The organism is Blastococcus sp. SYSU D00868 (genome assembly GCF_054050575.1).
This window is the reverse complement of the sequence record NZ_JBJGZO010000010.1, coordinates 88,789-115,494: the sequence shown is the minus strand read 5'-3', so window position 1 is coordinate 115,494 and position 26,706 is coordinate 88,789. Positions and strand designations below refer to the sequence as shown.

Below are 26,706 nucleotides of genomic sequence, written 5' to 3'. Positions count from 1 at the left end.
AACAGTCCTGGGGACGGCTCCTCAGCCGAGGAAGTAATGGACGCACGCAGCCTCGAGGGGCATGCAATTCACGCGATGAGTTCGTCCACATCCACCACCGCCAGGACCTCCCGGATCTCTGGCTGCTTGGTCAGGTCGAGCGGCTGCAGCTCCTTTCCGCCGCGGAGGTTCATCACCAGATCCGAGGCGGTGTCCTGCGCGACCGTGGCAGCGTCAGCTGACTGCCAGGCGACGCGGTCCAGCGCGGAGCGCTGCCATCGACCGGCGAGGAGGCAGCCAAGGCGGGGCCTGCCGTAGGCGTCGGCGCCCGCGTTGCGCAAGGCGACGACGCGCACCGAGCGGATGCCTGGGGCGACGGCCAGGGCCTCCCGGATAGTCACCATGACGTGGCCCATGACGGCCCGGGTGTAGTAGCCGGCCCGGTCGCCCTTGGACAGCTTGCGGAGGCTGAGGTTGCCGCTCGCCGTCGTCCCGGGCATCCGCTCCGGGACGATGTGCTCCCCGGGGATGACGACGATGACGGACACCTCGTCGCCGGCCACGCCGACGGGGGCCGCGGCGGCCTCGTTGTCCTCGAAGGCCTCGGCCAGGGCGCCGATGACCGTCTCGGGCTGGTTCGTCACCAGGGCGTGCCACCAGGCGTCGAGCGCCTGCTGGTACTCGGCCTGCTGCCGCGATCCTTCCTGGCGCAGCGCATGGATCTCCTGCTCTGCTGCGCGCCCCGCTGCCTCCTTGGCTGCAGTCCTCTGCGCCCGGGCGAAAACTCCAATGCCCGCCAGAGCAGCCTGGCGGTGACGGGCGTGGATGGCCTCAGAGTCGGGAGCCGGAGGAGGTGGCGCGACCGGCCGTTGCGCCGGCTCAAAGGTCTCCCGGTGGATGGAGAGCAGCCCCTGGAAGGCGCGTGCCAGACGCTGGGCCTCGTCCGCCTTGGCGGCCGCCGCCGGGCTGACGGTGAGCTGACGCTGATACGAACTGGCCGACGGTCGGAGCTGAGGGCGGGGGCGCCGTCCGCTGCCGGCGGAGGCGTAGTAGCTGACCGGTCCGACCCCGGTGGAGAAGCCGGTGCGTCCTCCGCCGATGTGCACACGGGCGGCCCGCGGTCCAATGCTGGTTCGGACTCCCCGGCTGGACACCCGGACCCGGACTCCGGGCACTACCTTCATCGAGAACCCCAGGCCCACGTCACTCCTCTCACTTGCGGAACGGCTCGGTGCGCCAAAGCGCGGTCGGGGTCCCTCTCTACCGCAGACTGGCGCGACCGCTCGTGACCGCCACGACGGGATGGTGTGGCCTTGAGCGGGGGAGTGAGCGGACACATGCTGAGCAGAGCCGTTCGTGCAGTGCTGGACGGGTTCCAGGCGACGGGCACCGCGAATCCGGCGAGGCGACTGGCCGAGCAAGCCGCAGCGCAGGGCTTCGAGCTGCTGGCGCCGGGCGGGAGCGGCACCGGCCGATATGTCCGACTCGTCCGCACAGCCGGCGACGGCACCAAGGTCACGCTGTACCTAGAAGCCACCCGGCTGACGGTCGGTGGAAAGGCCCTGCGGGACTACGCCAGCGGCCTGCCAGGCGCCGAGGTGACTTCCCGCGACGTCCGCTTCGGCTACGGATCGGCTGACGCTGCGCAGGTCCTCGCGGCGTTCGCCGCCTGGGACGGCGCCAGCACTGCGGCCGGTGCCGCGGTCGACGTGAGCTGGCCGTCCGTGGACGTGTCGGTGAGGCCCGATCCGATCCTGGCGCCGCGGTCGGCTCCGCGCAGCAAGCCCCGGCCGCCGTGGGAGTCCCGGCCGATCACCGCGCCGCTTCCCACGTCGCAGCCCTTCTCATCCGCTACTGCCATGGCTGCGGCGCCGGCGACAAGCCGTGCGGTCGGCGGTCCGGCCGTGCCGAAGCCGCTCATGGCAGTTCTCGGCGTCGGAGTACTGCTGGTCGTCATCGGTATCGCCGCCGGTGGTCTCGGTGGGGCACTGATCATGGCCGGACTGACGGCAGTCGCGGTGGGGGCGACTGCGGTCGTCACCGGCCGCGCCAGCTGGGCTCTCATCGCGACGCGTCGAGCCGGCACCGTGCTCGCGTCGGCCGGCCTCGCCGCTGTGATCGTCGGTGGCGCTGCGCTGCCGGGAACCGGGGACGCGGACGGTCCCGCGGTCGACGACGCGTCCTCGTCATCCGCCAGCACCCCGGCCGAGACCTCCGCCACGGAGGATCCGGAGGCCGCGGTCGTCGCCGCCGAGGAGCAACTGGACGACGTCGAGGCCGCCGAGGCGGCCAGCGGTGCCAATGTGAGCGCCACCGGCCTGCTCACCGACGACGCCGCCACGGCAGCCGTCACCGCAGCGGCCCCGACTACGGCCCTCGCTGCGGTCGCGGCCCTCGAGGTGCGTGGCCGCGCCCCTCGCACCGGATACGACCGGGACCTCTTCGGCGGCAGCTGGACCGACACCGACCGCAACGGCTGCGACACCCGCAACGACGTCCTCGCCCGGGACCTGAGCAACGACACCTTCAAGCCGGGCACCCACAACTGCGTCGTCCTCACCGGAACGCTGGCCGACCCGTACTCCGGTTCGACAATCAGCTTCCAGCGCGGCCAGAACACCAGCGACGAGGTGCAGATCGACCACGTTGTCGCGGTGTCGGACGCGTGGCAGAAGGGCGCTCAGGGCTGGGACAGCGGGACCCGTGTCGCCTTCTACAACGACCCGCTCAACCTGCTCGCCGTCGACGGTGGCCTCAACCAGCAGAAGGGCGACGGCGATGCCGCGACCTGGCTTCCCCCGGCCCGTGGCTACCGCTGCGCCTATGTCGCCCGGCAGGTCGCCGTCAAGGTCACCTACGGCCTGTGGGTGACCCAGGCCGAGCGCAACGCCATGGTCACCGTTTTGTCGGCCTGCCCGAACGAGCCCCTGCCGGGTGGCGTCGTCGCGAACATCCCGCAGCCCACGCCGGCGCCGGCGACGACGCAGTCTGCCCCCGCCCCGGTCGTGGTCGTGCCGGCGCCAGCGCCCCAGCGGGAGCCGGTGGGTGCGCCCGCGCCCGCTCCGGCTCCTGTCCCCGCGCCTGCTCCGGCTCCCGCGCCAGCCCCAGCTCCCGCACCCGATTCCGGCGTCTACTACCAGAACTGCGATGCCGTCCGGGCGGCCGGCGCCGCCCCCATCTACGCGGGCGATCCGGGATGGGAGCAGAAGTTCGACCGCGACGGTGACGGCGTCGGCTGCGAGAACTGACCGACGGCCGTGGTGCTGCTCAAACCGTCTCGGGGACACGGAGGTGCGCCGGCGCAAGGTCCATCTCGTGGGCGTCGACGATCTTGGCGCCCGTGGCCTGGGCGAACTGCTCGCGCAGGGAGCGGGCGTGCCGGCGCACCAGGGCGAGCGCGTCGCGGGTCTCGAAGCTGGTCACGCTGACGGTGCGGCCGGCGCGCCGGTCGACCAGCAGGCTCACGCTGCAGAAGCCCGGCAGCTCCCGCAGCCGCGGCAGCAGGTTGAGCCGGTAGGCGTCGAGCAGCTCGTCGACGTGGTCGGGGGTGATCCGGGCCCAGGTGACCTGCGCGCCGGCGCCGTCGCCGGCCGGGCGGTCGCGGTGCATGACGGCGATCTCCCACTCCTGGACGTCGGAGTGCTGGCTGTCGAGCATGTGCTCGACGCTGTGCCGCCACGGGCGGACGCCCTCGGCGGTGGCGCGCATGGCGTCCCGGTCGGTCCACGCGGTGGCGATGATGCAGCGGCCGGTGTCCCGGTCGGTGAGCACCGACATGCCGATGGAGCCGTCCAGCTTGACGAGGTCGGGCAGTACTTCGTCGCGCAGGTAGGCGACGCCCTCGTCGATGCGGGCCGGGTCGCCGTGGATGTTCGTGGACCGTGCGTGCATGCCGCCGCTCCCCTTGGTCGGGCGACGCCCGGGCGGCAGCGCCTGGTGGGGGTCACTGTGCCATCAGCGACCGGCGCAGGCAGCACCCGGCGTGCTTGCGAGCAGCGCCCGCACGGCCTGGCTACCGGACGAGCTCCTCCAAGAACTGCTGGGTCTCTGCGTCGGTGGAGTGGAGATAGACGCCCCGCAGGCCGCGGGTCAGCAGCACCTTGTAGACGTTGCGCACCAGCAGATCGAAGTCGGAGTCACTGACCCGCTTGGTGCTGCGGAAATCGGGGTCGCGGTTCGCGCTGCGGACCGTCTCCCAGCGGTCGGTGCGCCACACGAGGTCCGGTCCGAGCAGCACACCGTTCCACTCGTACTCGAATCCCTGTGCCGTGTAGACGCAGCCCACCTGGGCGAAGCCGCGCTCGTCGCTGGCCCAGAGCGCCGCGGGCGGGGCGTCGCCGACCGCTCGGTCGCCCTTGAGGTTCCACGGGCGAGCCCAGTCGCCGATCTGCACGTCAGGCACGAGTGAGCCGTCATGCCGAGGGTCGCTCCACGGCCAGCAGTAGCCGGCCGCCATGCGCGCGTTCTGCCGAGACGCGAGCTTCTCGGCGAGGGCCATCTCCATCGCCGAGGGCGAGGGCGCCGTCCGCACCTCGAAGCGCTCGTTGCCCGTCCACGGGACCGGCCCGCCTGGGAGGAGGCCGAGCAGACGCTCGACCCATTCGACGTACTCGGCGCTACCGCCGCTGCGGTACTGAGCGTTGAGGTCGACCTGGTGGACGTCGAGGCCACGCTCGCGGGCGTGCTTCTCGATGTCTTCGATGGTGCCCATCTCGCCGGGACGCACGACCTGGTTCTGGTCGAGGAGGAACACCGGCACACGGGCGGCGTCGATGAGCTCGTCGACCTGCCGCTTGTCCGTACGCAGCTCAGCCTTGGTCCAGCGGTTCGCCGAGGTCTCACGTAGGCGGTGCGCCTCGTCCGCGATGAGGACGTCGAGGCTGTTGGGTTCGGCGTCCATGAACTGGTTGAAGTAGCGGAACAGCGAGGCCACCCGCCGTCCGGTCACCTTGCGCAGCGTCTGGGTGAACGACCGCGATCCAGTGGCGTGTGCGACCCGGATGCCGCGCCGGCCCAGCTCGCCGAGGAGGGAGAGCGCGATGACGCTCTTCCCGGTGCCCGGGCCGCCGGAGACGATGACAACGCTCTTGGAGTTGCCCCGCCGCGCCTTCTCCACCTCGTGGAGGACGAGGTCGTAGGCGACGCGCTGCTCGTCCAGGAGCACGAATTGCTCGCGGATGCGCAGTTCCTCGGCGGCGACGGCAAGCAGCTGCCGGCTCGGGGCGACGAAGGATCGCAGCAGCCGATCGGCGTGGACCGAGGCGTTGGTGGGGGATAGGCGGCTGCGCAGATGGGCGAGGAAGGCGCCCTTGTCCTGGGCGGTGAAGAACCGGCCGAGGGCGTCCTGCGGGTAGTTGCGGAGCTCCGACACGCGATCGTCGGTGGCGTTGTGAAGGTAGGCCAGGCCGGTGAGGACATCGTCCGTCTCGTGCAGCGTGCCGAGGAAGTCGAGCATGTACTCGACGTAGCCGCGGACCTGAGCCACCGGGTGCAGGATCGGTCGTGGTCCGTACGTCGGCTGGACGACAAGCTCGGGTTCTTCCTCGAAGAGTGTTGCGGCCGTCCACTGCTTGAGTTCGACGACGACGTACGACGGGCCGCCCCGGCGCGGGTGCTCACCGGCCAGGACGACGTCCACCCGCTTGCTCGACAGGGGGAGCTGGTACTCGACGAGCACCTCGACCCCGCCGAGGTCGGTCTGCTCGAGGTCGGCGGCCAGCGCGGCGAGGCTGACGTCCCACGAGCGGATCTCGGACGCCGACGCGGTGCGGTTCATCCGGTGCGTCATTTGCTTGGCCAGTGTGGAGCCCAGCCGGCCGGCGCGCGCGAGGTCGGCGAGTCCGGCAGCGGACGTGCGAAGTAGTGGCAAGGACCTGTCCCCGGGCAGCACGAATGAACGTGCGGGTGGGGGCATGTCCTTGCGGGGAAGCCCGTCGGGCCGCTGGCGTCACTGTAGAGGCGATTCCTGGACGGCTCGGTCACCCATACTGGCCCGCGTGGCGGACCTTGAGGACTCGATGGCGCGGAGGCGGGAGTCCACCGAAGCCCGGGACTGGGGCCGCTTTCACGACGTGAAGTCGCTAGCCCTGGCCTTGACCGGGGAGATCGGTGAATTGCCGAGATGGTGCGGTGGTTCCCGGCCGGCGCCAGAATCGAGGGCGACTTGAAGGCCCGCTTCAGTGACCAACTGGCCGAGGTGCTGCTCTATCTCTTGCGTCTGGCGGACGTCGTCGGCGTCAATCTTGGTGCCGTGGCTCTCGCCAAGCTAGCCCGCAACGAGGGGAGCTGCCCCGCCGCGGAGTTTCGAGGCATCGCGCCCAAGCCCCTTTGACATCACACGGTCGAGGAACAGCGTCCACCGGGACGCGGTGCATGTTGAGGGTCCGGTCGCTCAGCGCTTATGCGACAAGATTGAGGGCAGGGCCCGCTCGCCTAATGACTGCCCGTCATCCGAAGGTCAGGTGGTGCAGGCACCTCGTTTAACGGTCTAGCCGTTCGCCGGCATTGCCTTTTTCATTCAGGCGACCTTGGCGACGTGGAAGACATCAGCGGGCAGTGCGCGCTCGAGCTGCCACAAGATGCGCATGGGGCGTTCCCCGGTGTGAGAGAGGTACGTCATCGGCCCGGCGTAGAGGTAGGGCGGCGTGCCGAGGGTGCCGTCGGCGGTCTTCGACTCGCGGATGAACAGGTGGACAGTCGTGCCCATCTCCTGGTGGTTGATGTACCGCTGGCCCGTCGGCGAACGTTCGGCCGTCGTGCTCTGGGATTCCCACTGGAAAAGCGTCGGCGAGATAGCCCGGTCGGCGTACATCGTCGTGGGAGAGAAGTGTGCTTCCGTCTTCAGCAGCGTCACGAAGAAGACGTCGGCCTGGTCTGCGGGCACCCAGCGCACGCCCGAACCCCATGTCCCGTTGAGGTCGCGCATGCCGAAGGCGGCCAGCACCTCGTCGCGGCTAAAGCGCGCGTGGACGTGCAACGGCCGGGGGCCGGCAATCTCCAGCGCGGGAGTCACCCGCTCGATGCGGTCGTGCAGCACGCCAGTGAGTTCACCCAGCTCATCGGCGCGCCCGCGGTTCTCCAGCAACCGAGCCAGCGTGGCTTCCATGCTGCTGAATGGCGTGCGCGCTCCGAAGAGGGAGAAGTGCAGCATCGCGGCCAACCGACTGCGCCGCTCGTCGGCGTCAGTGCCCGCGCCCGTGGCGGCCTCTCGGAGGAACCGCAGCCGCTCGTCGTCGTCCACGTGCAGCATGCGTCCGAAGGCGGCACCCAGGGTTGCGTCGTCGGGTCCAGCTGGGGTCTCGTCCCAGCCAGCGGCACGCTTCAGGTCGAGCCAGCTCCGGCCACTTCCTCGATACAGGTCCTCCAGCTCGATTCCGGTGTCCTCGAGGAACTCGCCCAGAAACGGTCGTTGGGTCTGCTTTGCCTCGCTGATTAGGCCCTTCCACGAAACGGAGAGGGACTGCTTGATGTTGTCCAAGACGACTTGCTCGGCGATTCGGTCCAGCTGGATGTGGCAACCGGCGGGTAGACGCGGGAAGCCCGCCTGGACGTCACGCTGCAGGCCCCGCCGCGAGCTGCCGGTCAGCGCCCGGAACCGCAAGTCGAAGCGGAATTCCTTGTGCTGGGCGCCGATGAAGTCGAGCACGGTAAGGCAGGGCTTGTCCTCGGCCAACCGTAGACCGCGGCCGAGTTGCTGCAGGAACACCGTGGCGCTCTCCGTCGGGCGGAGGAACAGCACCGTGTCGACGGCGGGGACATCGAGGCCTTCGTTGAAGAGATCGACGGCGAAGAGGACGTTGACGGTGCGGTCCCGCAGTGCGTCGAGGGCTGCCTTCCGCTCCTCCCGCGAGGACGTGGCCGTGACCGCGCGGCTCGGGATGCCGGCCGCGGTGAACTTCTCGGCCATGTAGGCGGCGTGCTGGACGCTCACGCAAAACCCCAGGGCGCGCATGCGACGGGGCTCCTCGACCTTGTCCTGCACGGCCTGCAGCACCAGGCGGACGCGGTAGTCGTTGCCGGTGTACACGTTGGTCAGCTCGGTGGTGTCGTAGCCCCGGCCGCGGCGCCAGCGGAGCTGGTCGAGCGCGACGTCGTCGTGGATGCCGAAGTACTGGAAGGGCGCCAGCAGGCCCTGCTCGAGCGCCTCCCACAGCCGCAGCTCGACCGCCGTCCGTCCGTCGAACCACGACCGGACGTCGGCGCCGTCGGTGCGCTCCGGAGTAGCGGTCAGCCCCAGTAGGACCCTGGGCTTGAGGTGGTCGAGCAGCCGGCGGTAGGTCGATGCCTCCGCGTGATGGAACTCGTCAACCACGACGAGGTCGAAGCGCGTCGGATCCAGCTCGTCCAGCGACAGGTGGCTGAGGGACTGGATCGAGGCGAAGACGTGCGTCCACTCCCGCGGCCGCTGACCACCGACGAAGAGCTCGCCGAAGTCGCCCTGGCGGACCACGTGGCGGAAGGTCGAGAGGCTCTGGGTCAACAGCTCCTCGCGGTGTGCCACGAACAGCACGCTGTCGACCTCGCCGGCGGCTCGCAGCCGGCGGTAGTCCAGCGCGGACACCACAGTCTTGCCCGTGCCGGTGGCCATCACGACGAGGTTGCGCCAGCGCCCGTGCACCGTGCGCTCGGCGTCGAGCTTGTCGAGGATCTCCTGCTGGTACCCGAAGGGCCGGACGTCGAGGGCGGTGATCTGGATGGGCAGGTCTGAGGGGCCGCCCTTCTCGGCGTTCAGGGCCTGCCGCAGCCGGTCGCCGTCGCGCGTGGGCTCGTAGGTCTCGAAGGAGGCGTCGGCCCAGTAGCTGGCGAAGGTCTCCTCGAAGGTGGCGAGCAGGTGGGCCTGTTCGACGGCGGACAGGCGCACGTTCCATTCGAGTCCGTCGTGCATGGCCGTGTGCGAGAGGTTCGAGGAGCCGACGTAGGCCGTCGACAGGCCAGTTGACCGGTGGAACAGCCATGCCTTGGCGTGTAGCCGGGTCGTCCGGGTCTCGTAGGAGACCTTGACCTCGGCGCCGAGCTCGACCAGGCGGTCGAGCGCGCGCTGATCAGTGGCGCCCATGTAGGTCGTCGTGATGACGCGGAGTCGGCCGCCGCGGGCGACCAGTCGACGGACGGCGTCCTCGATGAGCAGCAGGCCGCGCCACTTGATGAAAGCGCAGAGGAGATCGACGTGATCGGCGGAGGCGAATTCGCGCTGGACTTCGCGTCCGATCCGCGGCTCGTTGGGTCCGTTAACGAGTAGGGCGCTGGTGCTGAGCGGGATGTCGGGGCGTGCCGGGAGGCTTGGTGGGCCGGGGGTGCCACTCGGTTCGGCGATCCCGAGGAGTGTCCGGGGCGGGGTGAGGATCCTCTGCTCGTCGGCCGTCGAATCCGCGGTCAGCTCGCCGATCGCCGCGAGGATGCGATTGGTCAGCTCCACCTGCCGGAGAACCGCACGGTCGTCGCTGCCGCCAGCCGCCTGGATCGCCCGAGCTGCGGCCTGGGCGACGTGTCGTGTGAGGGCGACGTGGGCGTCTGATGGGTCCAGCACGCCCAGCTGCGTGAGTTCCGGCGAGAGGCCGTCGAGATCGGCTTCCAGACGCTCGGTGACCAGGTGCTGATACAGGCCGGCAGGCACGTCCCCCATGTACTGGAACGTAACCGGGCGGCAACGCTCCGCTGTGGTCCGACTCGTCGATCTGGGTGCTCTGCTGGCAACTAGCGACTCCGACGCCCCGGATTGGGGAGGACGGGCAGGGCATTCGCCGCCTCCACGGCCAGCTTTCGGACGCGGGTCAGCTCGGGGTGGAAGGCGTTGTGGGCGTTTCCCTCGAGGTTGAGTGGCAGGTCGAGCCGCTTGATCAGCTCGTCCTCCAGCTCCCAAGGCCGCTCGTGCGCAATGAAGCTGACGCGCGCATGGGCAGCCATCCAGGCAGATAGGTCGTGCTCCCCATCCACGAACGTCCGGCGGTTCCCGGAGCCCACCCGCCTCAGCTGGATGCCCAACTCGTCGGCGAGCAGGCAGCCGAGCGTCTTGCGGAGTGTCGAGCCTTCGGCGTTGTTCGTGTAGTGCGTCTTGATCCTCTGGCGGAGTTGACCTCGACTCGGCGGTCGTCCGTTCATCGGCGGCCGCTTCGGACTGATGCCCGTGTAGAGCAGGACGCGGTCGCCGAACCGCCGACATGCGGAGACGTCCATTGATGCTGGCAACTTGTCGAACCACCAGCCGTAGACGCCGGGCACGGCGGGGATGGGGCAGGGACGCCGGAGGACCTCTTCGCGCTTCCACAGCTGTTCCGGCCGCAGGAACCGCGCCACCGCGTCGTCGAGGCGTTCGCTCACGCCGTCCTCGCCAGTGCCGCTCCCTGGAAGACCTGTTCCGCGTGCCAGCGCACATGGGTGGGGGCCGGGAGGGGAGTGCCCGGCCTTGGCTGAAGCCGGTGACCGTGCAAGTCGTAGATGGCGCGCCCCTGCGCCGTCCGGGCGGAGAAGCGCTGCGAGACGACGATGGCCAGGTCGTCGTCCAGTCCGAGCATCCCTCGGTCGAACAGCTTGTGGTGCAGGGAGCACAGGGCCAGCCCGTTGTCCAGGTCGTCGGGCCCGCCGAGCTTGAACCAGCGGACGTGCGCGGCCTCGATGCCGACGACCCCTCCGCCGGCGGCCCCGTCGAAGCCGCAGAAGGCGCACTGCCGGTCCCAGGCCTCGATCACGGCGGCGGGCCAGGCGCTGCTGCGGCGACGGTCGGCGGTGCCGACCCGGCGGGATGGTGCTCCGCCCTCGAGCAGGTCGGGGTCTAGGCCAACAGCCACCAGCACGTCCGGCGCAACGGTGCCGGGGAAGTGGCTCTCGACGAGGCTTCGTGCGGCCTCGTCGACGAGCTCGGGCCGATCCTGGAGGGCGGCCTCTAGGGAGGACTCCAGGCGGCCGGTCACTCCTTCCCGCAGCGGTCCGACGTTGTCCATGGGTACGTCGCGGTCGAGCATCCACACGCCATCGGCCCGAAGACGCGTGAACGGGTACGCCGCGCTCTGCGCGCGGCCGGTCTTCGACGTCGGCCCAAACTCCTCCAGGAGGTTCGCCAGCTTCTCCTCGGCCACCGACCAGGGAAGGTCGCTAGAACCCGTGGTGGCTAGCCGGCCCAACGCTAGGAGGACCAGCAGTGGCTTGTGGGGGGAGCGGTGCCCGTCCTGTCGGTGCTGTCGCAGGGAGGACAGCCTGCTGAGCACTTGTTCGGTATCGCTCGAAGGAACGGCAATCAATGCCCCTACCTCTGGCTCACTGTGTGTTGGTGTGATGCCGGCGTAGCAATCAAGGAGATGAGCTGTTGATTGGTCGGCTAGTCCAGGGCAGCTTCCCAGGGACCCACCGTATCGATGGTGAGGAATTCGGTACCCGGAGGGATTCGAATCTGGCCGTGGCAGGCGCCCACGTGATTGACTAACAGGTCTTCGTTCATCCCGTGAGCCCAGACCGCGAGGTGCTCATTTCCTCGATAGGTGAGGGTGGCGCTCATGAGACCGCGAGCAGGATTGGCGAGCCGCAGCACGTCCGCATTGGCGCCTCGAACGATGCCGTCCCATGCCTTGAGCCCATCCCAGCCAACGAACTCCAAGCTCCAGCCTCCATCGGCTGAGACCTCGAAGCCCGACAGTGGGCCCTGCTGCGCACACACGAAGGTGCCGGAATAGCGACCGATGGTGTTCAGCAGCAGGTCTCCCTGATCGCCGGCTTCGGTAATTTCCCACACGGCAATGTGCTCGCTGCCGAAGTGTTCAATCCGAATGGGCAGGACGCCGGTCACGCTGGCCCGAAGGATTCGGTTGCCGGACCCTGTGACCTTGGCAGTGTTGTCGGCAGCGCCCGACCGTGCGGCGGTCGGAGCCTCGTTGACTCGCTGCGTGGGCGCTCCTTGCATCCGTTCCCCATCAGCGCTGTGGATGATCAGCTGGGCCACCTCCTGGATGGAGAGGCTGACGCCCTTCTTGAAGTGCAGGGATTCGCCCGCGTCGGTCTGGAGAGTCAGTTCTCCGTTGATCATCCCGGCCTTCAAGCCGATACGGCTGGTGTCGATCTTTGACAGTGGGATGGACCGGACTCCGCCATCATGCGTGAATGCGATGCGCTTGTTCGTCACGAGTAGGACGTGATTGGGCAACCGACCGAAGGAGCCCTGCTGGTAGTTCGTCGTCGCGAGGACGGACTCCCCTTCTAGAAGGCCCACCTCATCGAGAAGCCAGTCGTGCAGTCGTGCCAGGTTTTTGTGCTGTGCCGGAAGGGTGAGGCCTACCGATGCAGTCGCGAAGTCGGGCCGGAGTGCGCGTGTCATTTGTCCTCACTGACCGGTAGCTGTTGATGGGCGAACGCATACTGCGCGCCCGAGACCGTGATTGGCTTCACTGTGGGGCATCGCGTCACCCTGCCTGAGTAGATCGGCAGGGACAGTTGCATCTCTGACTCCGGCATGCGCTCCGGGTCATGGCAGTGAGGGCCCCTCGCCTGTCGAGACTGATGTCTGAATTGGCCTCGATGACATCGACCAACGCCGAGGACGCCCCGCACGGATCTCGGTCCGTCTTACCGGTCTCGGGCTACCACGTCAGATGACCAGCGAGAAACCGTCCCTCCGGCGTGACGGCCGGGTTAAGTAAAGAGAGGTGATGCCGTGCGCACGGAATGTGACTCGTATGGAAGCTTTTGCCACGCCCAAGGGGGCGCGGGCGTGTGTTGGGCGATGGCGTGGTCCGTCGCTGCCCAGACCTCGCCGGGCACATCAGCTAGATGGCCGGCGACACGATCTCTCGAAGAGACGGCGCCGGCGCTCTCGGGGTGGACGGGAGGCACTTCGAGCGACCTCCTCGCAAGGTGCGAGCTGACTGAGCCCCGGCGGCTGTGGTGGGACCCGAGTGGTAACAGCCGCCGTTCACAGGGGTGCCGAGCTGGCGGCGCTGCACGCGGTCAGAGGGCGAAGCCTGCTACGAGTCCAACGACGACCAGCACCACCAGGAGCACGGACAGGAAGCCCACTTCATTGCGGATCCGAGTGAGCACGACCACCTGATGACGCATGAGGTCAAGCATCTCCTCGGCCTGCTCCTCGGTCATCCCCTGCAGCGCTGCCTTGTTGCTCACCCGAGTGACCGTAGTTCCGAGACGGGAACTACCCCATCTCCTCGAGGAGCGAGTCGCATCGATACTCACAACGGCCCCATCTGTACGGCCGATGTCGCGGAGGCGCCGATCAGACGACCGAGCCGGTCAACACGGCGGCGCTGGCGTGGCCGTCGATACCGGACCGCGATGAGGGCCGGACTGCCTCGAGCGACAGCCCGCGGAATGAGAGCGAGTCAGGCCGGCGCGGCCGGGGATGCGAACGGCTGCAGAGCGACGCGCGTTGCTCCTGGCGGCCTCTACGCGCCAGCAAGGGCGATGCCCCAGGCGTCGGATGGGGTGAACCGGGTGGATGTCGCTCCGGTTGTTGTCGGTGGCCGCTGCCACGCTCCGGCTCCGCCGTCACGGGGGGCGGCGGAGACGCACGGGGAGGGTCATGAGCAGTTCGGTGGGGATCCAGGCGGGGCGGATCTGCCCGCAGTGCGGGCGCGAGGAGTCGGTCCCGATCGTGTGGGGGCTACCGGCCGGTGACTCCTTCGACCTGGCCGAGCGTGGGCTGGTCGCGCTCGGCGGATGCCTGCGCGACCCGGAGAGCGACCCGGTTCTCGAGTGCCGGGCCTGCGGACTCGCCTGGGGACGCGAGGGTGACCCGACCGCCGACGAGCAGGCCCTCGCCGACCTGCTTCGCGTCGGCTGGCCGGAGGTGCTCCGCGCGCTGGGCGCCGGCTGGCGGCGGGAGGACGCCGGTCCGGACGACGGCATGCAGTGGTTCGTCAGCGGCGAGCCGGCCCAGCTGTCGGTCGGCGTCGACGCGGCCGGCCTCGTGCTGGCCCGTCCGATGGCCGACTGGGCCCCGCGCCAGGAGGTGCATCCGCCCGATGGCCGCCGGCTCACCCGCGAGGACCTCCGGTGGTTCTCGGCCGAGGTCATCGAGGTCGCCGGGGCCATCGCCACGCGGAGGCGCCGCTCGTTCCGCTGGTGCCGCACCTGCCGCCGGCCGGCCGCTCCCGAGGCCTTCGACAGCACCCGGATGACCTGCACCTCCTGCCTGGAGGCCTACGCGCGCTTCACGGAGTGACCCGCGAGGCCCGAGCAGTGACCTTCGTACCTGGTGCGCGCGGACAGGCCGTTCCTACGGTCCCCGGACATGCCCGGGAGCGCGCCGCTGATCGTGGCCGTCGACGACGACCCCGCCCTGCTCGCCGACGTCGAGCGCGAGCTGCGCGCCCGGTACGCCACCGACTACCGCGTCTGCTGCCTGGGCTCGGCCGAGGCGGCGCTCGCCGCGCTGACCGAGCTCTCCGCGACCGGCGAGGACGTCGCCCTGGTGCTGGCGCCCGAGAGCGCCGGCGGCCTGGAGCTGCTCGCCGCCGTCCGCCCGCTGTTCCCACACGCCCAGCGCGCCCTGCTCATCGCCTGGAGCCAGGTCGGCAGGGCGGACGCCGGCGACGCGATCTTCGAGGCGATCGCCCGCGGCCGCATCGACCAGTACCTCGTGCGGCCCGCGCCGCCGCCCGACGAGCTCTTCCACCAGGCGGTGTCGGCCTTCCTCCTCCGCTGGGCCGAGGCGCGCCGCCTGGTGCCCAACACCATCGAGGTGATCGGCGAGACGTGGTCCGGGCGCGCCTACGAGCTGCGCGACGTCCTCGGCCGGTGCGCGATGCCGCACCGGTTCAGCCTGGCCGGCTCGGAGGAGGGGCGCGCGATCCTCGCCGACGTCGGCCTGGACCGGCGGCTCCCGCTGATCGTGATGCCCGACGGCCGGGTCGTCGAGAACCCCTCGAACATGGACATCGCCCGCAGCGCGGGGACGACGATCGAGTCCTCCGGCGACCGCTACGACCTGGTCCTCATCGGGTGCGGGCCGGCCGGACTGTCCGGCGCCGTCTACGGCGCGTCGGAGGGGCTGCGCTCCCTGGTCATCGACTCGGGCAGCATCGGCGGGCAGGCCACGACCAGCTCGTCGATCCGCAACTACATGGGCTTCCCGCGCGGCCTCAGCGGGGCCGACCTCGCCCGCCGCGCCTACCAGCAGGCCTGGGTCTTCGGCGCCCGCTTCGCGTTCATGCAGCAGGTCACCCACCTGGCCCGGGAGCGCGACGGCATCGTCGTCACCCTCCACACCGGCGGCTACGTGGTTGCCCGCGCGGTCGTGCTGGCGATGGGCGCCAGCTACCGGCGGCTCGGCGTCGCGCCGCTCGAGGCGCTGCGCGGCTCCGGCGTCTTCTACGGCGCCGCCTCCTCCGAGGCGCCGCTGGTGGCCGGCGAGGAGGTCTACATCGTCGGCGGCGCGAACTCCGCCGGGCAGGCCGCCATCCACCTGGCCCACTACGCCAAGCGCGTCACGCTCGTCGTGCGGGCCGCGTCCCTGGCGGCGGGCATGTCCCACTACCTGGTCCGCCAGGTGGAGGAGACGCCGAACATCGACGTCCGCACGGGCACCGAGGTCGTCGACGGCGGCGGCGACGGCTGGCTGGACCACCTGGTCCTGCGCGACCGCGCCACCGGCGAGCAGGAGATCGTCAGCGCCTACGCGCTGTTCCTCATGATCGGCGCCCAGCCGCACAGCGACTGGCTGCCCCCGTCGATCGAGCGGGACGACGACGGGTTCGTCCTGACCGGCGCCGACCTCAGCGACGATGCCCTCCGGGCGTTCGGCCGGCGCCCGCTGCCGCTGGAGACCAGCGTGCCGGGCGTGCTCGCGGCCGGCGACGTCCGGCACGGCTCGGTCAAGCGGGTGGCCTCGGCGGTGGGGGAGGGGTCGATCGCCATCCAGTTCGTGCACCGCCTGCTGGCTCATTGAGCGCGCACGCCTAGTCCACGGCGACCAGGCTGGCGAAGACGACGATGTTGTCGATGTAGTCGCCGGAGTCCTCGTCGAAGCGGCCGCCGCACGTGATGAGCCTCAACCCGGAGTAGGTCAGGTCGCCGTAGACGTCGTCGGTGGGGAAGTCGTCCTTCGCGTGCTCCTCGACCCGGTCGACGGCGAAGACCACAGTCGTGCCATCGGCGCGGTCGATGACGACCTCGTCGCCGGGCAGGAGCTCGCGCAGGCCGTAGAAGGCGCCCGGTTCGCCTGCCCAGTCCACGTGACCTGCGAGGACCGCAGGTCCGATCTGGCCTGGGGTGGGGCTGCCGTCGTACCAACCGACGGGGTAGGCGCCCGGAGGCACCTCCATCGAGCCGTCCTCTTCGAGACCGAGCTCCATCACCCGGGTCGTCACGTCGAGGGCGGGTATGCGCACGCGGACAGGCTCGCTCGCGGGCAGCTGCGGTGCGAGGGCTTCTTCAACCGTCGGTGCGGCCTGCGCAACCTGCAGATCCAGCAGGAACGGGGAGTCCGACGCCGAGATGGCCGCGACGGGATCGTCCACGCGAACATGCCGGGGCTCGGACTGCGGCATGACGAGGGCTGCCAGGACCGCAGCGCCGGTCAGGCAGGCGGATGCCCCGGCCCACACCTGTGGGGCGCGTGATCGGTCCAACTTGTTGCGGCCGTACAGGCGTGCCCGGTCGTACCGCGTGATCGTCGGCGGGCGGTTGGCGTGTGCTGCCAGCACGTCCTCGTGGGCCGCCGGCGCGAGCCCCGGAACGAGCGGCGGGGGGTAGACCCCCGCGATGCGCACCGGACCACCCGTCGAGGCCTCCATGAGGCTTCGACGGGTGGTCATCGGCGCGCGATCGAGCACCGCCGTCGGTCAGGCGCGCGCCCGCGAGCTCCGGCGCGCCGACACCGCGGCTCCGCCGGCCGCAGCGAGAGCAAGCCCACCGAGGGCGTAGGGCAGGACGCTGCCGTCCTCGGAGGACGAGCTGCCATCGCCGGCGGCGACACCGCCCGCAGGACGGGTGGTGACCTGGGTCGTGCTGGCCCCAGCGCCCGTCACCGTGCCGTCCTCGGCCGGGCCGCCGCTCGCAAGGCTCTCGCATGCGATGCCGTCGTGGTCCGAGTCGAGGTTGTTGGGGTCGCTGGGGTCCGCCGTCAGGACCGCCTGCGCCTGCTGCTGGGTGGCGAAGTCGCTGCAGTTGAGATCGGCCGCGCCAGCCGTGCCGGTGAAACCGACAGAGAGAACAGCAGTGAGGAAGAGGCCGGATGCCGCGGCACTACGGAGACGCATTGTTGCTCCTGGAGGTGTTTGGAGGGTGGTCTGCTCCACGCCACCCTCGTGCAGAAGCTGGGCAGCACCGCAGTTCTAGACCCAGCGTGTTCCGCTACTTCTTCGTCCGGCTCTTGGCAGGTGTTGCGCTACACCCGTGACGGCATCCGCCTCAGAAATGAGGTGCCTGTCGAACCGCCGGTCGTCGGCGAGCAACCGCGAGGTGACGAGCCAGGACCCTTTCCTGGCCGCCGGTCAGCTCCTCACGCGCCAAGAGTTGCGCGGCGAGCGCAGCCGACTCAGCGGAAGGCGCGGTCTTCCCCAGCAGCTCCACCACGATCCGGGCGAACGGCATGGACTGCGGGGCGCACTCGATGAGAATCGCCAGTTCGCCAGCGCTCAGCCCGGTCGTGGCGCCATAGGCGGCTCGCAGGGCCTCCACGGCTCGGTCGGCCGTCTCGTAGCCCGCGTTGTTCACGACGGAGAGAAATGCGGCGGCCCGTTCGAACCGGCTCGGCGCCCCCGGCCGTCTCCGGAACGTCCGATAGGCGGCCAGCTCCCACTCGACCGGGCCAGTGCCGCGAAGTCCGATCGCCGTCAGGGGCCCTGTCGGGAGCGAGATGCTCGAGAGCCACTCGTGAGTGGCCTGGGACAGGACCTTGCCTGGATCGTCCTGGCCCGATTCCTGCCCGCGCCTGAGGTCTTCCGCTAGGGCCGGTCGGATGTGGTGCCAGAGCCACGCACTCATGGGCGGCCACTTCAATTGGCGCGGGTTGAGCTCGGGCTCCAGCAGCCGAGGCGTGATGAGCTGCCGCGCGACGATCCCCATCCGGCCGCGCACGTCGCTGGCCGAGTCCACCAATCGGGCCATCTCGAGCAACGCGCGAGGACCGACAGCTCCGCTGCTCGCGGCCCAGTCCAGGGCGGCGGCGAGGATCTGGTCCAGCTCTTCCCGAGCGGCCGGCCCGAGGTCCGGCAGCTCTCGCGGCAGGGCGCGGTCCGAACGCCAGAAGGCGGCGGGGGAGGCCAGTGCCTCTCGGACCGGTTCCAGGAACACCAGCTGCCTCGAGAGGCCGGTCGGGGCACCCGCGGATCGACGTTGCAGGGCGGCCACGATCTCCGACGCGCTCCGCTGCAGCCGCACCCGCTCGAGCAGCGCAGGCACCACCGCGCCCGAGTCGAGATCCCGAGGCCAACGTCCCAGCACCAGAGCGGCGGCGTCCTCGGCCAGGGTGTCCCACGGCAGGTCGTCGACGAGGAGGACGGCCGCGCCGAGTGCCCACAGTGGTTCGTCGATCGTGCTGTCGCCCAGCTCGTCGGCGAGCCATTCGAGCTGCTCGGCGACTGCGGGCAGGAGGCCTGTGAGGACCACGACCTCGGCCAGCCTGGACCACTCCCCGGCGACGAGCTCGCTGCCGTCGGGGAGCATCCACCGGCCGGCAGCGGCGCGCACCGGGGAGCCCTCGTCGTCGAGGACGGCGAAGCGGGTGCCAGGGAGCCTGGCGGCTGTGGCCATGTCCGTCGAGGGCACTCCCACCGCAGCGAATCGCCACGCAGCCGGTGTCTCAGTCTCTTGGATCCGCTCGTAGGTGCTGAATGGCAGCCGCCAGACGGCGGCAGGAAGGAGCAGGGACCCCACGAGACGCAGCCAGTGCACGACCGACTCGGGGTGGTCACCGACCAGCACCAGTGGGCCACCGCCATCGACAGCACGCTCGATGGCCGCCAGGACGAAGTCCCGCTGGTTCGGGTGGGCCTTCACGAATTCTTCGAGCTCGGCGTCCCCCAGCCGTCCAGGCTGCAATGTGTGCAGGTCGTCTCGCGGTTCCGCGGCTTCCACCTGCTGGGCGCCGACCGGCCGCAGCCAGACCTCCGCGTCCCAGAGATCGGCCGGGCGGACGATCCCCTCCTCGGCGTCCTCGTCGGCGTCGAACCCGCTTCCTGGCTCGACGACCAGACCGTGCGCGAAGAAGTTCGGGCGTCCCGAGTAGTCCGGGCCGGCCGCGACGAGGTGACTGACGCAGACGAGCTCGTCGTCGAGGAGGTCCAGCCGCAGGCATCGAGGCAGGGCCTGGACGTCTGCGCGCGAGGCCAGCTCGGGGATCGCCGGTGGAGCGAAGCCCCCGACGTTCCGCGCGGCCGCCGAGACGACGTCCTTGCCCAGCCCGGTACCGCCGGGCACCTCGGCCACTGACTGCACCTTCCATCCGGGATGGGTGTCCCAGACCCCCGGTCGGCTGGACGCGGTGTAAGTGAACTGACCTCGGAGCACGTGCTCAGCGCCTCACGGGCCAGCGCCGGTCGACGAGCCAGCGCAGGGGATCGGCGACGCGGAAGGCCGAGACGCCGGCGGCGGACAGTGTCGTGCCTCCTGCCGGGGCATGCCCGAGGGCCGACAGTGCGAAGTACTCCGTCCGCGTGAACGCGGCCTCCACCATGTGCACGAACTGGCCGGCGCCCAGGGTCAGCAGCAGGCTCCTGGTCTCCTCATGGGTCCGCTGGCGGTCGGCCGGGTCCATGATCAGCGAGTCGTCGGCGGTGGGGTCGTACATCAGCGCCGAGCCGCCGTTGAGGAGGTCGGTCAGGTTCGTCCCGGGCGTGCGGACCGCTCGGTGGATCCCGTCGATCTTGCTCAGCGCGACGGCGATCGGCACGTCGATGGTGGGGCTCCCGGTGCGCCGGCGAATCTCGGCGATCACGTTCTCCATCACCACGAGCGGGTTGCCCGCGATCGGTGGCAGTGGGACCTGCCCCTCGAGGAGGCTGCGGATCGGCGGCAGCTGGAGTGGGTCGACCAGGAACAGGAGGGCGTCCGCGTTCGCCAGAGTGCTTCCGTAGGGGCGAACCGCCAGTGGGTTCTCGACGTCCTCGCCGGCCACGTCGTACAGCGCGAGGGTCCGCTGACGGCCGTCCCGGTGGTCCAGCCGAAGCAGCATGGGAGCCAGCACGTCCGGGTTCTGCTCGGCCCGGACCGTGGAGCCCACCGTCCGTCCCATGGCCGCCGGCTCGAGCAGCTGTCGCAGGCGCCCGCTCGTGTGGGCGTCCACGGGAGCCGCTGATGCACCGCTCGCAGGGCCCCAGACCTGCTGGAGGAAGGCCAGCAGACTCAGGATGTAGGTGGTCTTGCCCGTGCCGCGAGCACCCACGATGGCGACGCTCACCGGGTCGCTGATGCTGCTGTCCGGCGGCAGGACGCCATGACACAGCTTGCAGACCCGTTCCTCGGACGCCTCGTGACAGCTGGGACAGGTGGCGACGGACACCGGGTGCCCGGCGTAGGGGAAGACCGGCCGGCCCTGGACCGCGTACCCGGCGAACGTCGACCGGACGTGGTCGACGCCGACTGGGCAACTGCCGGCGCAGCGGAACAGCTGCGGTGACTCGTCCTGTGGCTGCATGCAGCGCACACAGCGCACTCGACCGCTCCGGAGCGGAGTGGGCGGCGTCTCCCGGACCCGGGCGCCCAAAGCCGGGTCGATGACGATGGGGACGGCGTCCTGCAGGTGGGCGAACACACGGGAGAACCCGCGCGCTGGGAGGGTCACTTCGTCGACGGTGTGCCACTCGCCGGGCGGGACGCTCGCCCCGTCGATGGGCTGGAAGGGGCGCGGCGACCCGGGCGAGTCGTACACGTGGAGCGGAAGCCGGTCGTCGCGGTGGGTGAGGGCCAGCCGCACGTCACGCCAGGGCCGGTCGACCCGGATCTGGAGACTGCGGCGGCGTCCGATCAAGCCGACCTTCTCGAACCGGTAGCGCAGCACCCACCGGCCCGGGTAGGTGAGGGACGTGACCGGCCCGGTCGTCCACTCCCCGGCATAGATGACGGCGCCGCGGACGTGTACGTCACAGCCGGTCACGGGCAGCTGCAGGCGCAGACCACCCTGCCGCTCGTACTCCTCGAGGGACACGCGGATCGGTGGCGTGCCATCCGGAGCCGCGCCGATGCTGCCGCGCTCGACCACCGCGAAGGTCGCGCCCGCGGGCCAGGCGAATCGCAGGAGCTGACGATCGACGCGCTCGGTCAGTTCGAGGTCCGTGACCCGTCCCAGCAGGTTCACGACGGCCGCCGGTCCCACCGCCGCGTGCGTGCCGATCACGGTGACCGGGGTGAACGCCCGTCGCGGTCCGTTCCTGATCGCGAGGGGCAGTCCGGTGATCGCCGACGAGCCTTGGTCCTCCAGCGCCGGCTCGCCGACGGGATCGCCGAGGGTGAGGGCCTCCAGCTGGGCGGTGGAGATGACCAGGTTCGTAGCCGCGTGCTCGGGAACCGCTGACGACTGGTAGATGACCACACGGCCCAGCGGCGGTGTCGGCCAGCGGAGCTCGACCCTGCCCACCGGCGGCTCGCCCGTGACCTCCGCGGTGAGGCCCACGACCGGCTCGGGGATGGCAGGGATCTCGGCCGTAATCTCCCGACCGGACGACAGCGCCAGTTCGCCGGCGCTCCCGGTGAACTGGCTGATCACGCGGTACTGGTATCGACGTCCAGGCAACACGTCGCGGTCACTCGCGTGCCCGTGCCTGGCGGGGATCTCGAGGCTCGCGTCGAACCCGGATGGCAGGGACTCGGCCTCACGACCCCGGAGGACCCGCACCCTCTCGACTCCCGGAGGCGTGGTCCACGTGAGGACGACCTCGTCGGGCCGCGTGCTGACCTGGAGATCGGACACCTCGGGCACGATCTGGCCGGCAGCGTGGTGCACCGCCACCGCCGTCGGCAGGGAGGCGATGTCCGCCGACGAGTAGCTGAAGACGGAGAAGTAGGGCCCACTCCCGGCCGTGACGCGAGCGGAGTCGCCCTCGGTCAGGGCCAGGCGGGTGCCCTTGCTCGGCCGTACCGGGATGCCCACCGCAGAGCCGACGACCAGGTACACCAGCGCGCCCTGGTGTGCATCCAGTCGCGGCCAGCTCAGCTCGACCGCGCCCCGGTCGACGCGGTGGAAGTCGATGCCGTTCTCCCTTGCCGACCAGACGTCGACGTGGTCGGACATCGCGTCGAGGTCCAGGTCCGAGACAGCGGGCTCCACAGCCGGCGGCTCGTTCTCCTCGACCGGCGTCGTCGTCCCGACATCGTCTGGCATCCCGTCGTCGTACGAGGCGGTGGCCTCGTCCGGCGTCGGGCCTTGAGCGGGGTCCGAGGAGGCCTCCTCGGTCGCCGCCCCCTCAGCGGCCGGCGGAGGGACAGGAGGCCGCTGCTTCTGCCGGCGCGCGGTCGCTGACTGGCTGGTCCTGGGGCCAGGGGTGACCCCAGGAGACACGACCGTGGGCTCGGAGGGGGCCGCGTCTGACGTCGCCGCGGGGGGCGCCGGCGGAGCCTCGGGGAGGTGGTCGATGCGCTGTAGGAAGGACATCGGCTCGTCGTCACTCGCGGAGCTCGTCGACGAGCTCCCGTTGGCCTGCACCACCGACACCAGCCCGACCACCGATGCGGGATCGAGGCTGAGGCCCTTCGCCGCCAGCAGGTCCGTGAGTTGCTCCGGGTCTTGGCTCATGGACTGTGCGACGAGCATGAGCACGCCGTCGCTGGCATCCGGGGCGATGCCGTGCTGGTCACGGGCCGTGCGGAGCTCACGGTAGAGGGACGAGGCCACGGGTGGTCCCCTTCTGGCTGGTGATCGGTCTGCCGTGCGTCGGCAGCCTCGACGAGAGCGGTCGGGCGAGGTGACGTACGAAGGGACTGCGCTCTGTCACACTGCGATCGCATCCCGTCGCGGCTGAGGGCCGACGGCATGGCCGGAGGAGGAAGCTAGTCGATGACGGTCCTGATGACCCCGAACCAGCAGTACATGTTGGCGGGCGGCCGGTGCCGGATCGAGTGGCAGGGGCTGAGCGCAACCGACGACGTGTCGGCGCGGCTCGTGACGGCTGGAGGGCCGCTGGTCTTCCCGCGCGACACCACCAGCGGGCTGCGGCAACAACCCTTCTCGCCCAAGGGCACGTGGCTGCTCGACCTCGATGTGGTCGAGGGCGACGTGAAGCGAATCGACCTCCTGGTCGAGCCCCGGACGTCGTCGGCCCTCTCGCTGGCCGTCGAGGTCGCGGGCGCGGAGCCGGGCGTGATCGCCCAGGTGCTCCAGCACCCGGGCATCACGACCGTCGCCGGCGCGCCCATGCTCGTCCTGCGCCTGGAGCGCCGTGGTGAGACGTGGACGGCGGTTCCGTACGACGGCGCCTTCGTCGATGCCTCCGGGGAGGAGAGCGGCTCGATCCCCGTTCCGGGGTCCTTGCGCGAGCCCGCCGTCCTGGCGCGTCGCGTGAGTGTCGCCCGCCGCGGGGAGACGATCACCGCGGTGGTCGATCTCTCCGCCTCCATGCGTCCGCGGCTGCTCGCCGGGACCGTCGCCGGGGTGCTGACCGGGCTCCAGGCGATCGCCGGCGCCGCAGACCAGCGAACGGTCCAGGTCGTGGGAGTCAGCGACCGCGCTCACGGTCCCCGGGCCCTGGACCTCGCTGACGACGCCGAGAGCTTTCTCCGGCAGTGGGTCGGCGAGATCGGGTTCCGGACGGGAGTGCGCGGGACGACCGAGCAGTGGATCGCCACCCAGGTGCAGTCCGGGCTGGTCGTGTCCATCTCCGATCAGGAACCGGACGAGGAACCCGTCACCGCGGCCGTCACCCGCCGCTGCGTCGTCCTGACGGCGCCGGACGCGAACGCGGCTCCGGGGCCGCACCGACCGGGGACGGTGGTGCTCAGCGAGCCCACCCCGGCGCCCGGAACCGTGATCACGGCGCTCGCCCGCGCATCCGCAGCCTCCTGAGACGCCGGCCGGTCCGGCGGGCGAGAAGCTCCTCGCCCGCCGAACCGGGCCTCGGCCGCGGAGTGGGTCGACGGCCACGTTCAGAGCCGAACGGTGATCCCGGACGACGGCGGTTCACCGGGCCCAGGGGTCGGCACGATCGGTTCGGACGCCGAGGCGAAGTGCGAGACGTGATCCGGCGTGACCTGCCGCGTCATGTCTAGGCGGGCCACGAAGCGGTCCATGGACGTGCGCGCGTCCTGTGAGCGGACCCGGAGCAGCTCGGCGGTGTCGGGCGGGACGGGGACTCCGACGGCGGCGAGCACGCTCCGCTCGACCTGATTGGACAGCGAAGCGGCACCGGTCGCGCTGAACCCGATGGCATCGAGGTGGTCGATGGGTCGCAGCATGGGGAACAGGAAGCCCTGCCCGGAGATCGTCCCGGGCACCGCACCAGCGGTCACGGTGACCTGCGGATACACCTCGTCGAGAGACCAGGTGAGACCGCGGTCCTCACCCAGTGCGCGCAGCCAGGAGACCAGGTGGTCGTCGGCCTGCACCGCGGCCGTGCGGCGGTCCTCCACGGTGCCGAGGTTCCGGACGAGTTCCGCCAGCGGTCCCTGCGGGTTGTAGGCCGGGTCCCCCCAGACGGTGCGGTGTTCCGCGCGGCCGTAGCGCTTCGATCTCACCGACAACGCGTGCTCGATCCGGCGGTGCAGCTGGGCGGTCAGCCACCCCACGCCGAGCTGGGCTCGCCGTGCCTCGTGGACGAGCTGGCTGTGTCGTTCCTGATCGAACTCGGCCACACCGACCGCCGTGGCCAGGGGCAGCGAGCCGCTCAGGTCGTCGGGATAGGGCTCGTCCGCCGGTGCGGCGACGCCGGTCCCGAACGGGTCGTGCACCACCGCGCTGAGGACCCGGGCCCACTGCCGACTCTGCCGGTACAGGACTCCGAGGCGGTGCACTTCGCGAGCGACGTGGACCGAGCAGTCCAGGGCCCACTGGCGGTGGCGCCGTCCCTCGTCGCGCACGTGCAGCCACCGGAACAGCTCACGCTGGTTGCGGACGAACACCCGGGTGGACAGGAAGAGCCACACGAGGGTGAGGACCACTCCGCTGATCACCCCGACCTTCCAGGTCACCAGGTCGGTCAGACGGACGAGAGCCACGTCCGCGCTCAGGAGGACCACCAGTACGGCCAGGGAGGCGAGCACGAAGCGCCGGGACCGGCGCTGGGCGTCGAGCACCTGCCGTGGCGCGGTCGCCGACAGGTCCGCCGACTCCCAGCGCACGACCTCGGCGAGCGTCTGCCGGGCGGCCTCCAGCTCCTGCGCCAGCTCCAACCCCACCCGCCAGGCGTAGCTGCGCTGGCGGACGATCCAAGCGCTCAGCGAGTTGCGAGCGTTGTCGACGACCTGGAAGCGCAACGGGTCGTCCGACGACGCCGGCCGCTCGAGTTGCTCGCCGAGCAGCCGGTACGCCTGCAGCGCCGCATAGGGGTCATCGAAGTCGATCGTGAGCTCACTGACGTTCGGCAGTGCCCCGACCGGCAGCCCGTGCGGAGCCGTGGAGCTGGGCCGGACGATCAGCTCGGGCCGGTCGACCACCTGCCGATCCGGACCGAGCATCGGCATGTGGACGGCGGAGGGCGTGTCCGAGCCGTCGGCCAGGCTCACGCCCACGCCGGTCATCTCGCTCCAGAAGACGCTCGTGTCCACGACCGCGAACTCGGTACCGGGGGACGCGACGTGCGCCATCTGCTGGGCGCACTCCACGAGGGCCGAGACGTCGTCCTCGTGGTGTGCGGCCGCGGGCGAGCCGTCCGGCCTCACTCCGAGGACGACGACCTCGTAGGCGGAGTCGGAGCCGAACAACGCGGACGTGACTGCAGCAGACAGGCCGCGCGCCGTCCGCCGGACGACCGCGTCCACCCAAGAGCGCGGTGCGTTGCGGACCGCCGCCCACAGGTAGGTGAGGAACATCCACACGGCGCTGAACAAGCCGACCGGCTTCGGCCGCGCCGCCTGGAAGGCGGCCGGCGGCCGGAAGCGGGTGATGCCGGCGTGTGCGTCGACCACTCCCACGGCCGCACTCTCGGCCGTGGGGAGCGCCTGTGTCTCGGTGACCTCGGTGAGCCGCTCACCGGACGACGACCGAGGACGGGGAAGCGGTCCCTCATCCCTGTGGACCGCGTCGGACAGACCCGCGAGCACGGCGCGCGAGTCGAGCAGGCGTGCGTGGGCTCGCGCGACGACGACCTGCTGGCCGGGCCAGATGCCGGAGCGATCGAAGGGCGCCTCGTCCATCGCCGTCCAGAGGCCGCCCACCATCGCCAGGCCGGCCGCGGCGTGCTGGGGCAGCTCTTCGTGCGGAACCGGCCGTGTCACCGCCCCCGGCCCCTGCCCGTCGCGCGTCTGGAGGACGACGTTGGGACGGGAGGTCAGCGTGGCCTCGACCGGCACCACGGTGTCCGCGGTGGCGGGCACCAGGAGGTTCACCAGCGGGAGGTCGCCCAGTCCGATCCGTTGCAGCAGCTGGTGCGTCACGCCGTCGCTGACCGGGACCGGCTCGCTGTCGGCGAACACCTGGAGCAGCACGATCCGCAGGTCGACCACGCCGTTGAGGGCCAGCCACGACTCCGCCGGATACGTCCGCGCTCCATCCCGGTCGACGAGGGAGAGCGCCGGCCCCGAGGACTCGGGATCGACGTCCAGCCACAGCGACGGTGCGAGGAGGTCCAACGCCGTCCAGTCCCGGACGACGTCCAGGACGTCGGCGACGGGCTCGTCCCGCAGTCGCGCCAGGACCAGGGT

At 70.6% G+C, this 26,706-nt stretch carries 18 protein-coding genes; 5 read left to right on the top strand and 13 right to left on the bottom strand.

The window, feature by feature from the left end:
• Positions 1–68: 68 nt before the first annotated feature.
• A complete protein-coding gene (locus ACI79F_RS11375; RefSeq protein WP_456545010.1) occupies positions 69–1,181 on the bottom strand; it encodes a DUF4236 domain-containing protein in 1,113 nt (370 codons plus the stop codon).
• A gap of 135 nt (positions 1,182–1,316) precedes the next feature.
• On the opposite strand from ACI79F_RS11375, the gene ACI79F_RS11370 reads away from it, so the two are divergent.
• Positions 1,317–3,227 carry a GmrSD restriction endonuclease domain-containing protein gene (locus ACI79F_RS11370; protein WP_456545011.1) on the top strand — a complete coding sequence of 637 codons (1,911 nt, stop codon included), beginning with the start codon at positions 1,317–1,319 and terminating at the stop codon, positions 3,225–3,227.
• Between the two features lie 19 nt (positions 3,228–3,246).
• On the opposite strand, the gene ACI79F_RS11365 is transcribed toward ACI79F_RS11370, so the two are convergent.
• Both ACI79F_RS11365 and ACI79F_RS11360 read right to left on the bottom strand, forming a co-directional pair.
• Positions 3,247–3,870 carry a hypothetical protein gene (locus ACI79F_RS11365; RefSeq protein ID WP_456545012.1) on the bottom strand — a complete coding sequence of 208 codons (624 nt, stop codon included), beginning with the start codon at positions 3,868–3,870 and terminating at the stop codon, positions 3,247–3,249.
• A 121-nt stretch (positions 3,871–3,991) separates the two neighbouring features.
• Positions 3,992–5,755, bottom strand: coding sequence for a DNA/RNA helicase domain-containing protein (locus ACI79F_RS11360; RefSeq protein ID WP_456545013.1), 1,764 nt, complete (start codon positions 5,753–5,755; stop codon positions 3,992–3,994).
• A gap of 345 nt (positions 5,756–6,100) precedes the next feature.
• On the opposite strand from ACI79F_RS11360, the gene ACI79F_RS11355 reads away from it, so the two are divergent.
• Complete coding sequence (locus tag ACI79F_RS11355) at positions 6,101–6,310, top strand: hypothetical protein (RefSeq protein WP_456545014.1); 210 nt, start codon at positions 6,101–6,103, stop codon at positions 6,308–6,310.
• 186 nt (positions 6,311–6,496) lie between these two features.
• Here ACI79F_RS11355 and ACI79F_RS11350 read toward each other — a convergent pair whose 3' ends face one another.
• The 5 genes from ACI79F_RS11350 to ACI79F_RS11330 all read right to left on the bottom strand — a co-directional run bounded on the left by ACI79F_RS11350 (position 6,497) and on the right by ACI79F_RS11330 (position 13,083).
• On the bottom strand, positions 6,497–9,601 hold the full coding sequence (locus ACI79F_RS11350) for a DUF3427 domain-containing protein (protein WP_456545015.1): 3,105 nt from the start codon (positions 9,599–9,601) through the stop codon (positions 6,497–6,499).
• A gap of 71 nt (positions 9,602–9,672) precedes the next feature.
• Positions 9,673–10,296 (bottom strand): GIY-YIG nuclease family protein, encoded by a 624-nt coding sequence (locus ACI79F_RS11345; protein ID WP_456545016.1) that lies wholly within the window; start codon positions 10,294–10,296, stop codon positions 9,673–9,675.
• Positions 10,293–11,210, bottom strand: a complete 918-nt coding sequence (locus ACI79F_RS11340; RefSeq protein WP_456545126.1) for a phosphorothioated DNA-binding restriction endonuclease — start codon at positions 11,208–11,210, stop codon at positions 10,293–10,295. The genes ACI79F_RS11345 and ACI79F_RS11340 overlap by 4 nt, the downstream gene beginning before the upstream one ends.
• 80 nt (positions 11,211–11,290) lie before the next feature.
• Entirely contained in the window at positions 11,291–12,280 is a 990-nt protein-coding gene (locus tag ACI79F_RS11335) for a hypothetical protein (RefSeq protein ID WP_456545017.1), read from the bottom strand.
• A gap of 629 nt (positions 12,281–12,909) precedes the next feature.
• A complete protein-coding gene (locus ACI79F_RS11330; RefSeq protein ID WP_456545018.1) occupies positions 12,910–13,083 on the bottom strand; it encodes a hypothetical protein in 174 nt (57 codons plus the stop codon).
• A 415-nt stretch (positions 13,084–13,498) separates the two neighbouring features.
• Here ACI79F_RS11330 and ACI79F_RS11325 point away from each other — a divergent pair, with 415 nt between their 5' ends.
• Positions 13,499–14,140 carry a hypothetical protein gene (locus ACI79F_RS11325; protein WP_456545019.1) on the top strand — a complete coding sequence of 214 codons (642 nt, stop codon included), beginning with the start codon at positions 13,499–13,501 and terminating at the stop codon, positions 14,138–14,140.
• Between the two features lie 69 nt (positions 14,141–14,209).
• Positions 14,210–15,865 (top strand): FAD-dependent oxidoreductase, encoded by a 1,656-nt coding sequence (locus ACI79F_RS11320; protein WP_456545020.1) that lies wholly within the window; start codon positions 14,210–14,212, stop codon positions 15,863–15,865.
• A gap of 10 nt (positions 15,866–15,875) precedes the next feature.
• On the opposite strand, the gene ACI79F_RS11315 is transcribed toward ACI79F_RS11320, so the two are convergent.
• The 4 genes from ACI79F_RS11315 to ACI79F_RS11300 form a co-directional block, all read right to left on the bottom strand.
• A complete protein-coding gene (locus ACI79F_RS11315) occupies positions 15,876–16,733 on the bottom strand; it encodes a class F sortase (protein WP_456545021.1) in 858 nt (285 codons plus the stop codon).
• Between the two features lie 27 nt (positions 16,734–16,760).
• Entirely contained in the window at positions 16,761–17,216 is a 456-nt protein-coding gene (locus ACI79F_RS11310) for an excalibur calcium-binding domain-containing protein (protein WP_456545022.1), read from the bottom strand.
• Between the two features lie 112 nt (positions 17,217–17,328).
• A complete protein-coding gene (locus tag ACI79F_RS11305; RefSeq protein ID WP_456545023.1) occupies positions 17,329–19,428 on the bottom strand; it encodes a GAP1-N2 domain-containing protein in 2,100 nt (699 codons plus the stop codon).
• 4 nt (positions 19,429–19,432) lie between these two features.
• The gene (locus ACI79F_RS11300; RefSeq protein ID WP_456545024.1) at positions 19,433–22,747 is read right to left on the bottom strand and encodes a TRAFAC clade GTPase domain-containing protein; all 3,315 of its coding nucleotides are present in this window, start codon (positions 22,745–22,747) and stop codon (positions 19,433–19,435) included.
• A gap of 162 nt (positions 22,748–22,909) precedes the next feature.
• On the opposite strand from ACI79F_RS11300, the gene ACI79F_RS11295 reads away from it, so the two are divergent.
• Positions 22,910–23,914 carry a hypothetical protein gene (locus ACI79F_RS11295; RefSeq protein WP_456545025.1) on the top strand — a complete coding sequence of 335 codons (1,005 nt, stop codon included), beginning with the start codon at positions 22,910–22,912 and terminating at the stop codon, positions 23,912–23,914.
• A gap of 80 nt (positions 23,915–23,994) precedes the next feature.
• Here ACI79F_RS11295 and ACI79F_RS11290 read toward each other — a convergent pair whose 3' ends face one another.
• Positions 23,995–26,478 (bottom strand): hypothetical protein, encoded by a 2,484-nt coding sequence (locus ACI79F_RS11290; protein ID WP_456545026.1) that lies wholly within the window; start codon positions 26,476–26,478, stop codon positions 23,995–23,997.
• Between the last annotated feature and the right edge of the window lie 228 nt (positions 26,479–26,706).

Excerpts from the sequence above, each read along its gene's own strand:
- ACI79F_RS11370 (WP_456545011.1), top strand. The coding sequence starts at position 1,317 with ATGCTGAGCAGAGCCGTTCGTGCAGTGCTGGACGGGTTCCAGGCGACG.
- ACI79F_RS11365 (WP_456545012.1), bottom strand. The coding sequence starts at position 3,870 with ATGCACGCACGGTCCACGAACATCCACGGCGACCCGGCCCGCATCGAC.
- ACI79F_RS11360 (WP_456545013.1), bottom strand. The coding sequence starts at position 5,755 with ATGAACCGCACCGCGTCGGCGTCCGAGATCCGCTCGTGGGACGTCAGC.
- ACI79F_RS11355 (WP_456545014.1), top strand. The coding sequence starts at position 6,101 with ATGGTGCGGTGGTTCCCGGCCGGCGCCAGAATCGAGGGCGACTTGAAG.
- ACI79F_RS11350 (WP_456545015.1), bottom strand. The coding sequence starts at position 9,601 with ATGGGGGACGTGCCTGCCGGCCTGTATCAGCACCTGGTCACCGAGCGT.
- ACI79F_RS11335 (WP_456545017.1), bottom strand. The coding sequence starts at position 12,280 with ATGACACGCGCACTCCGGCCCGACTTCGCGACTGCATCGGTAGGCCTC.
- ACI79F_RS11325 (WP_456545019.1), top strand. The coding sequence starts at position 13,499 with ATGAGCAGTTCGGTGGGGATCCAGGCGGGGCGGATCTGCCCGCAGTGC.
- ACI79F_RS11320 (WP_456545020.1), top strand. The coding sequence starts at position 14,210 with ATGCCCGGGAGCGCGCCGCTGATCGTGGCCGTCGACGACGACCCCGCC.
- ACI79F_RS11315 (WP_456545021.1), bottom strand. The coding sequence starts at position 16,733 with ATGACCACCCGTCGAAGCCTCATGGAGGCCTCGACGGGTGGTCCGGTG.
- ACI79F_RS11295 (WP_456545025.1), top strand. The coding sequence starts at position 22,910 with ATGACGGTCCTGATGACCCCGAACCAGCAGTACATGTTGGCGGGCGGC.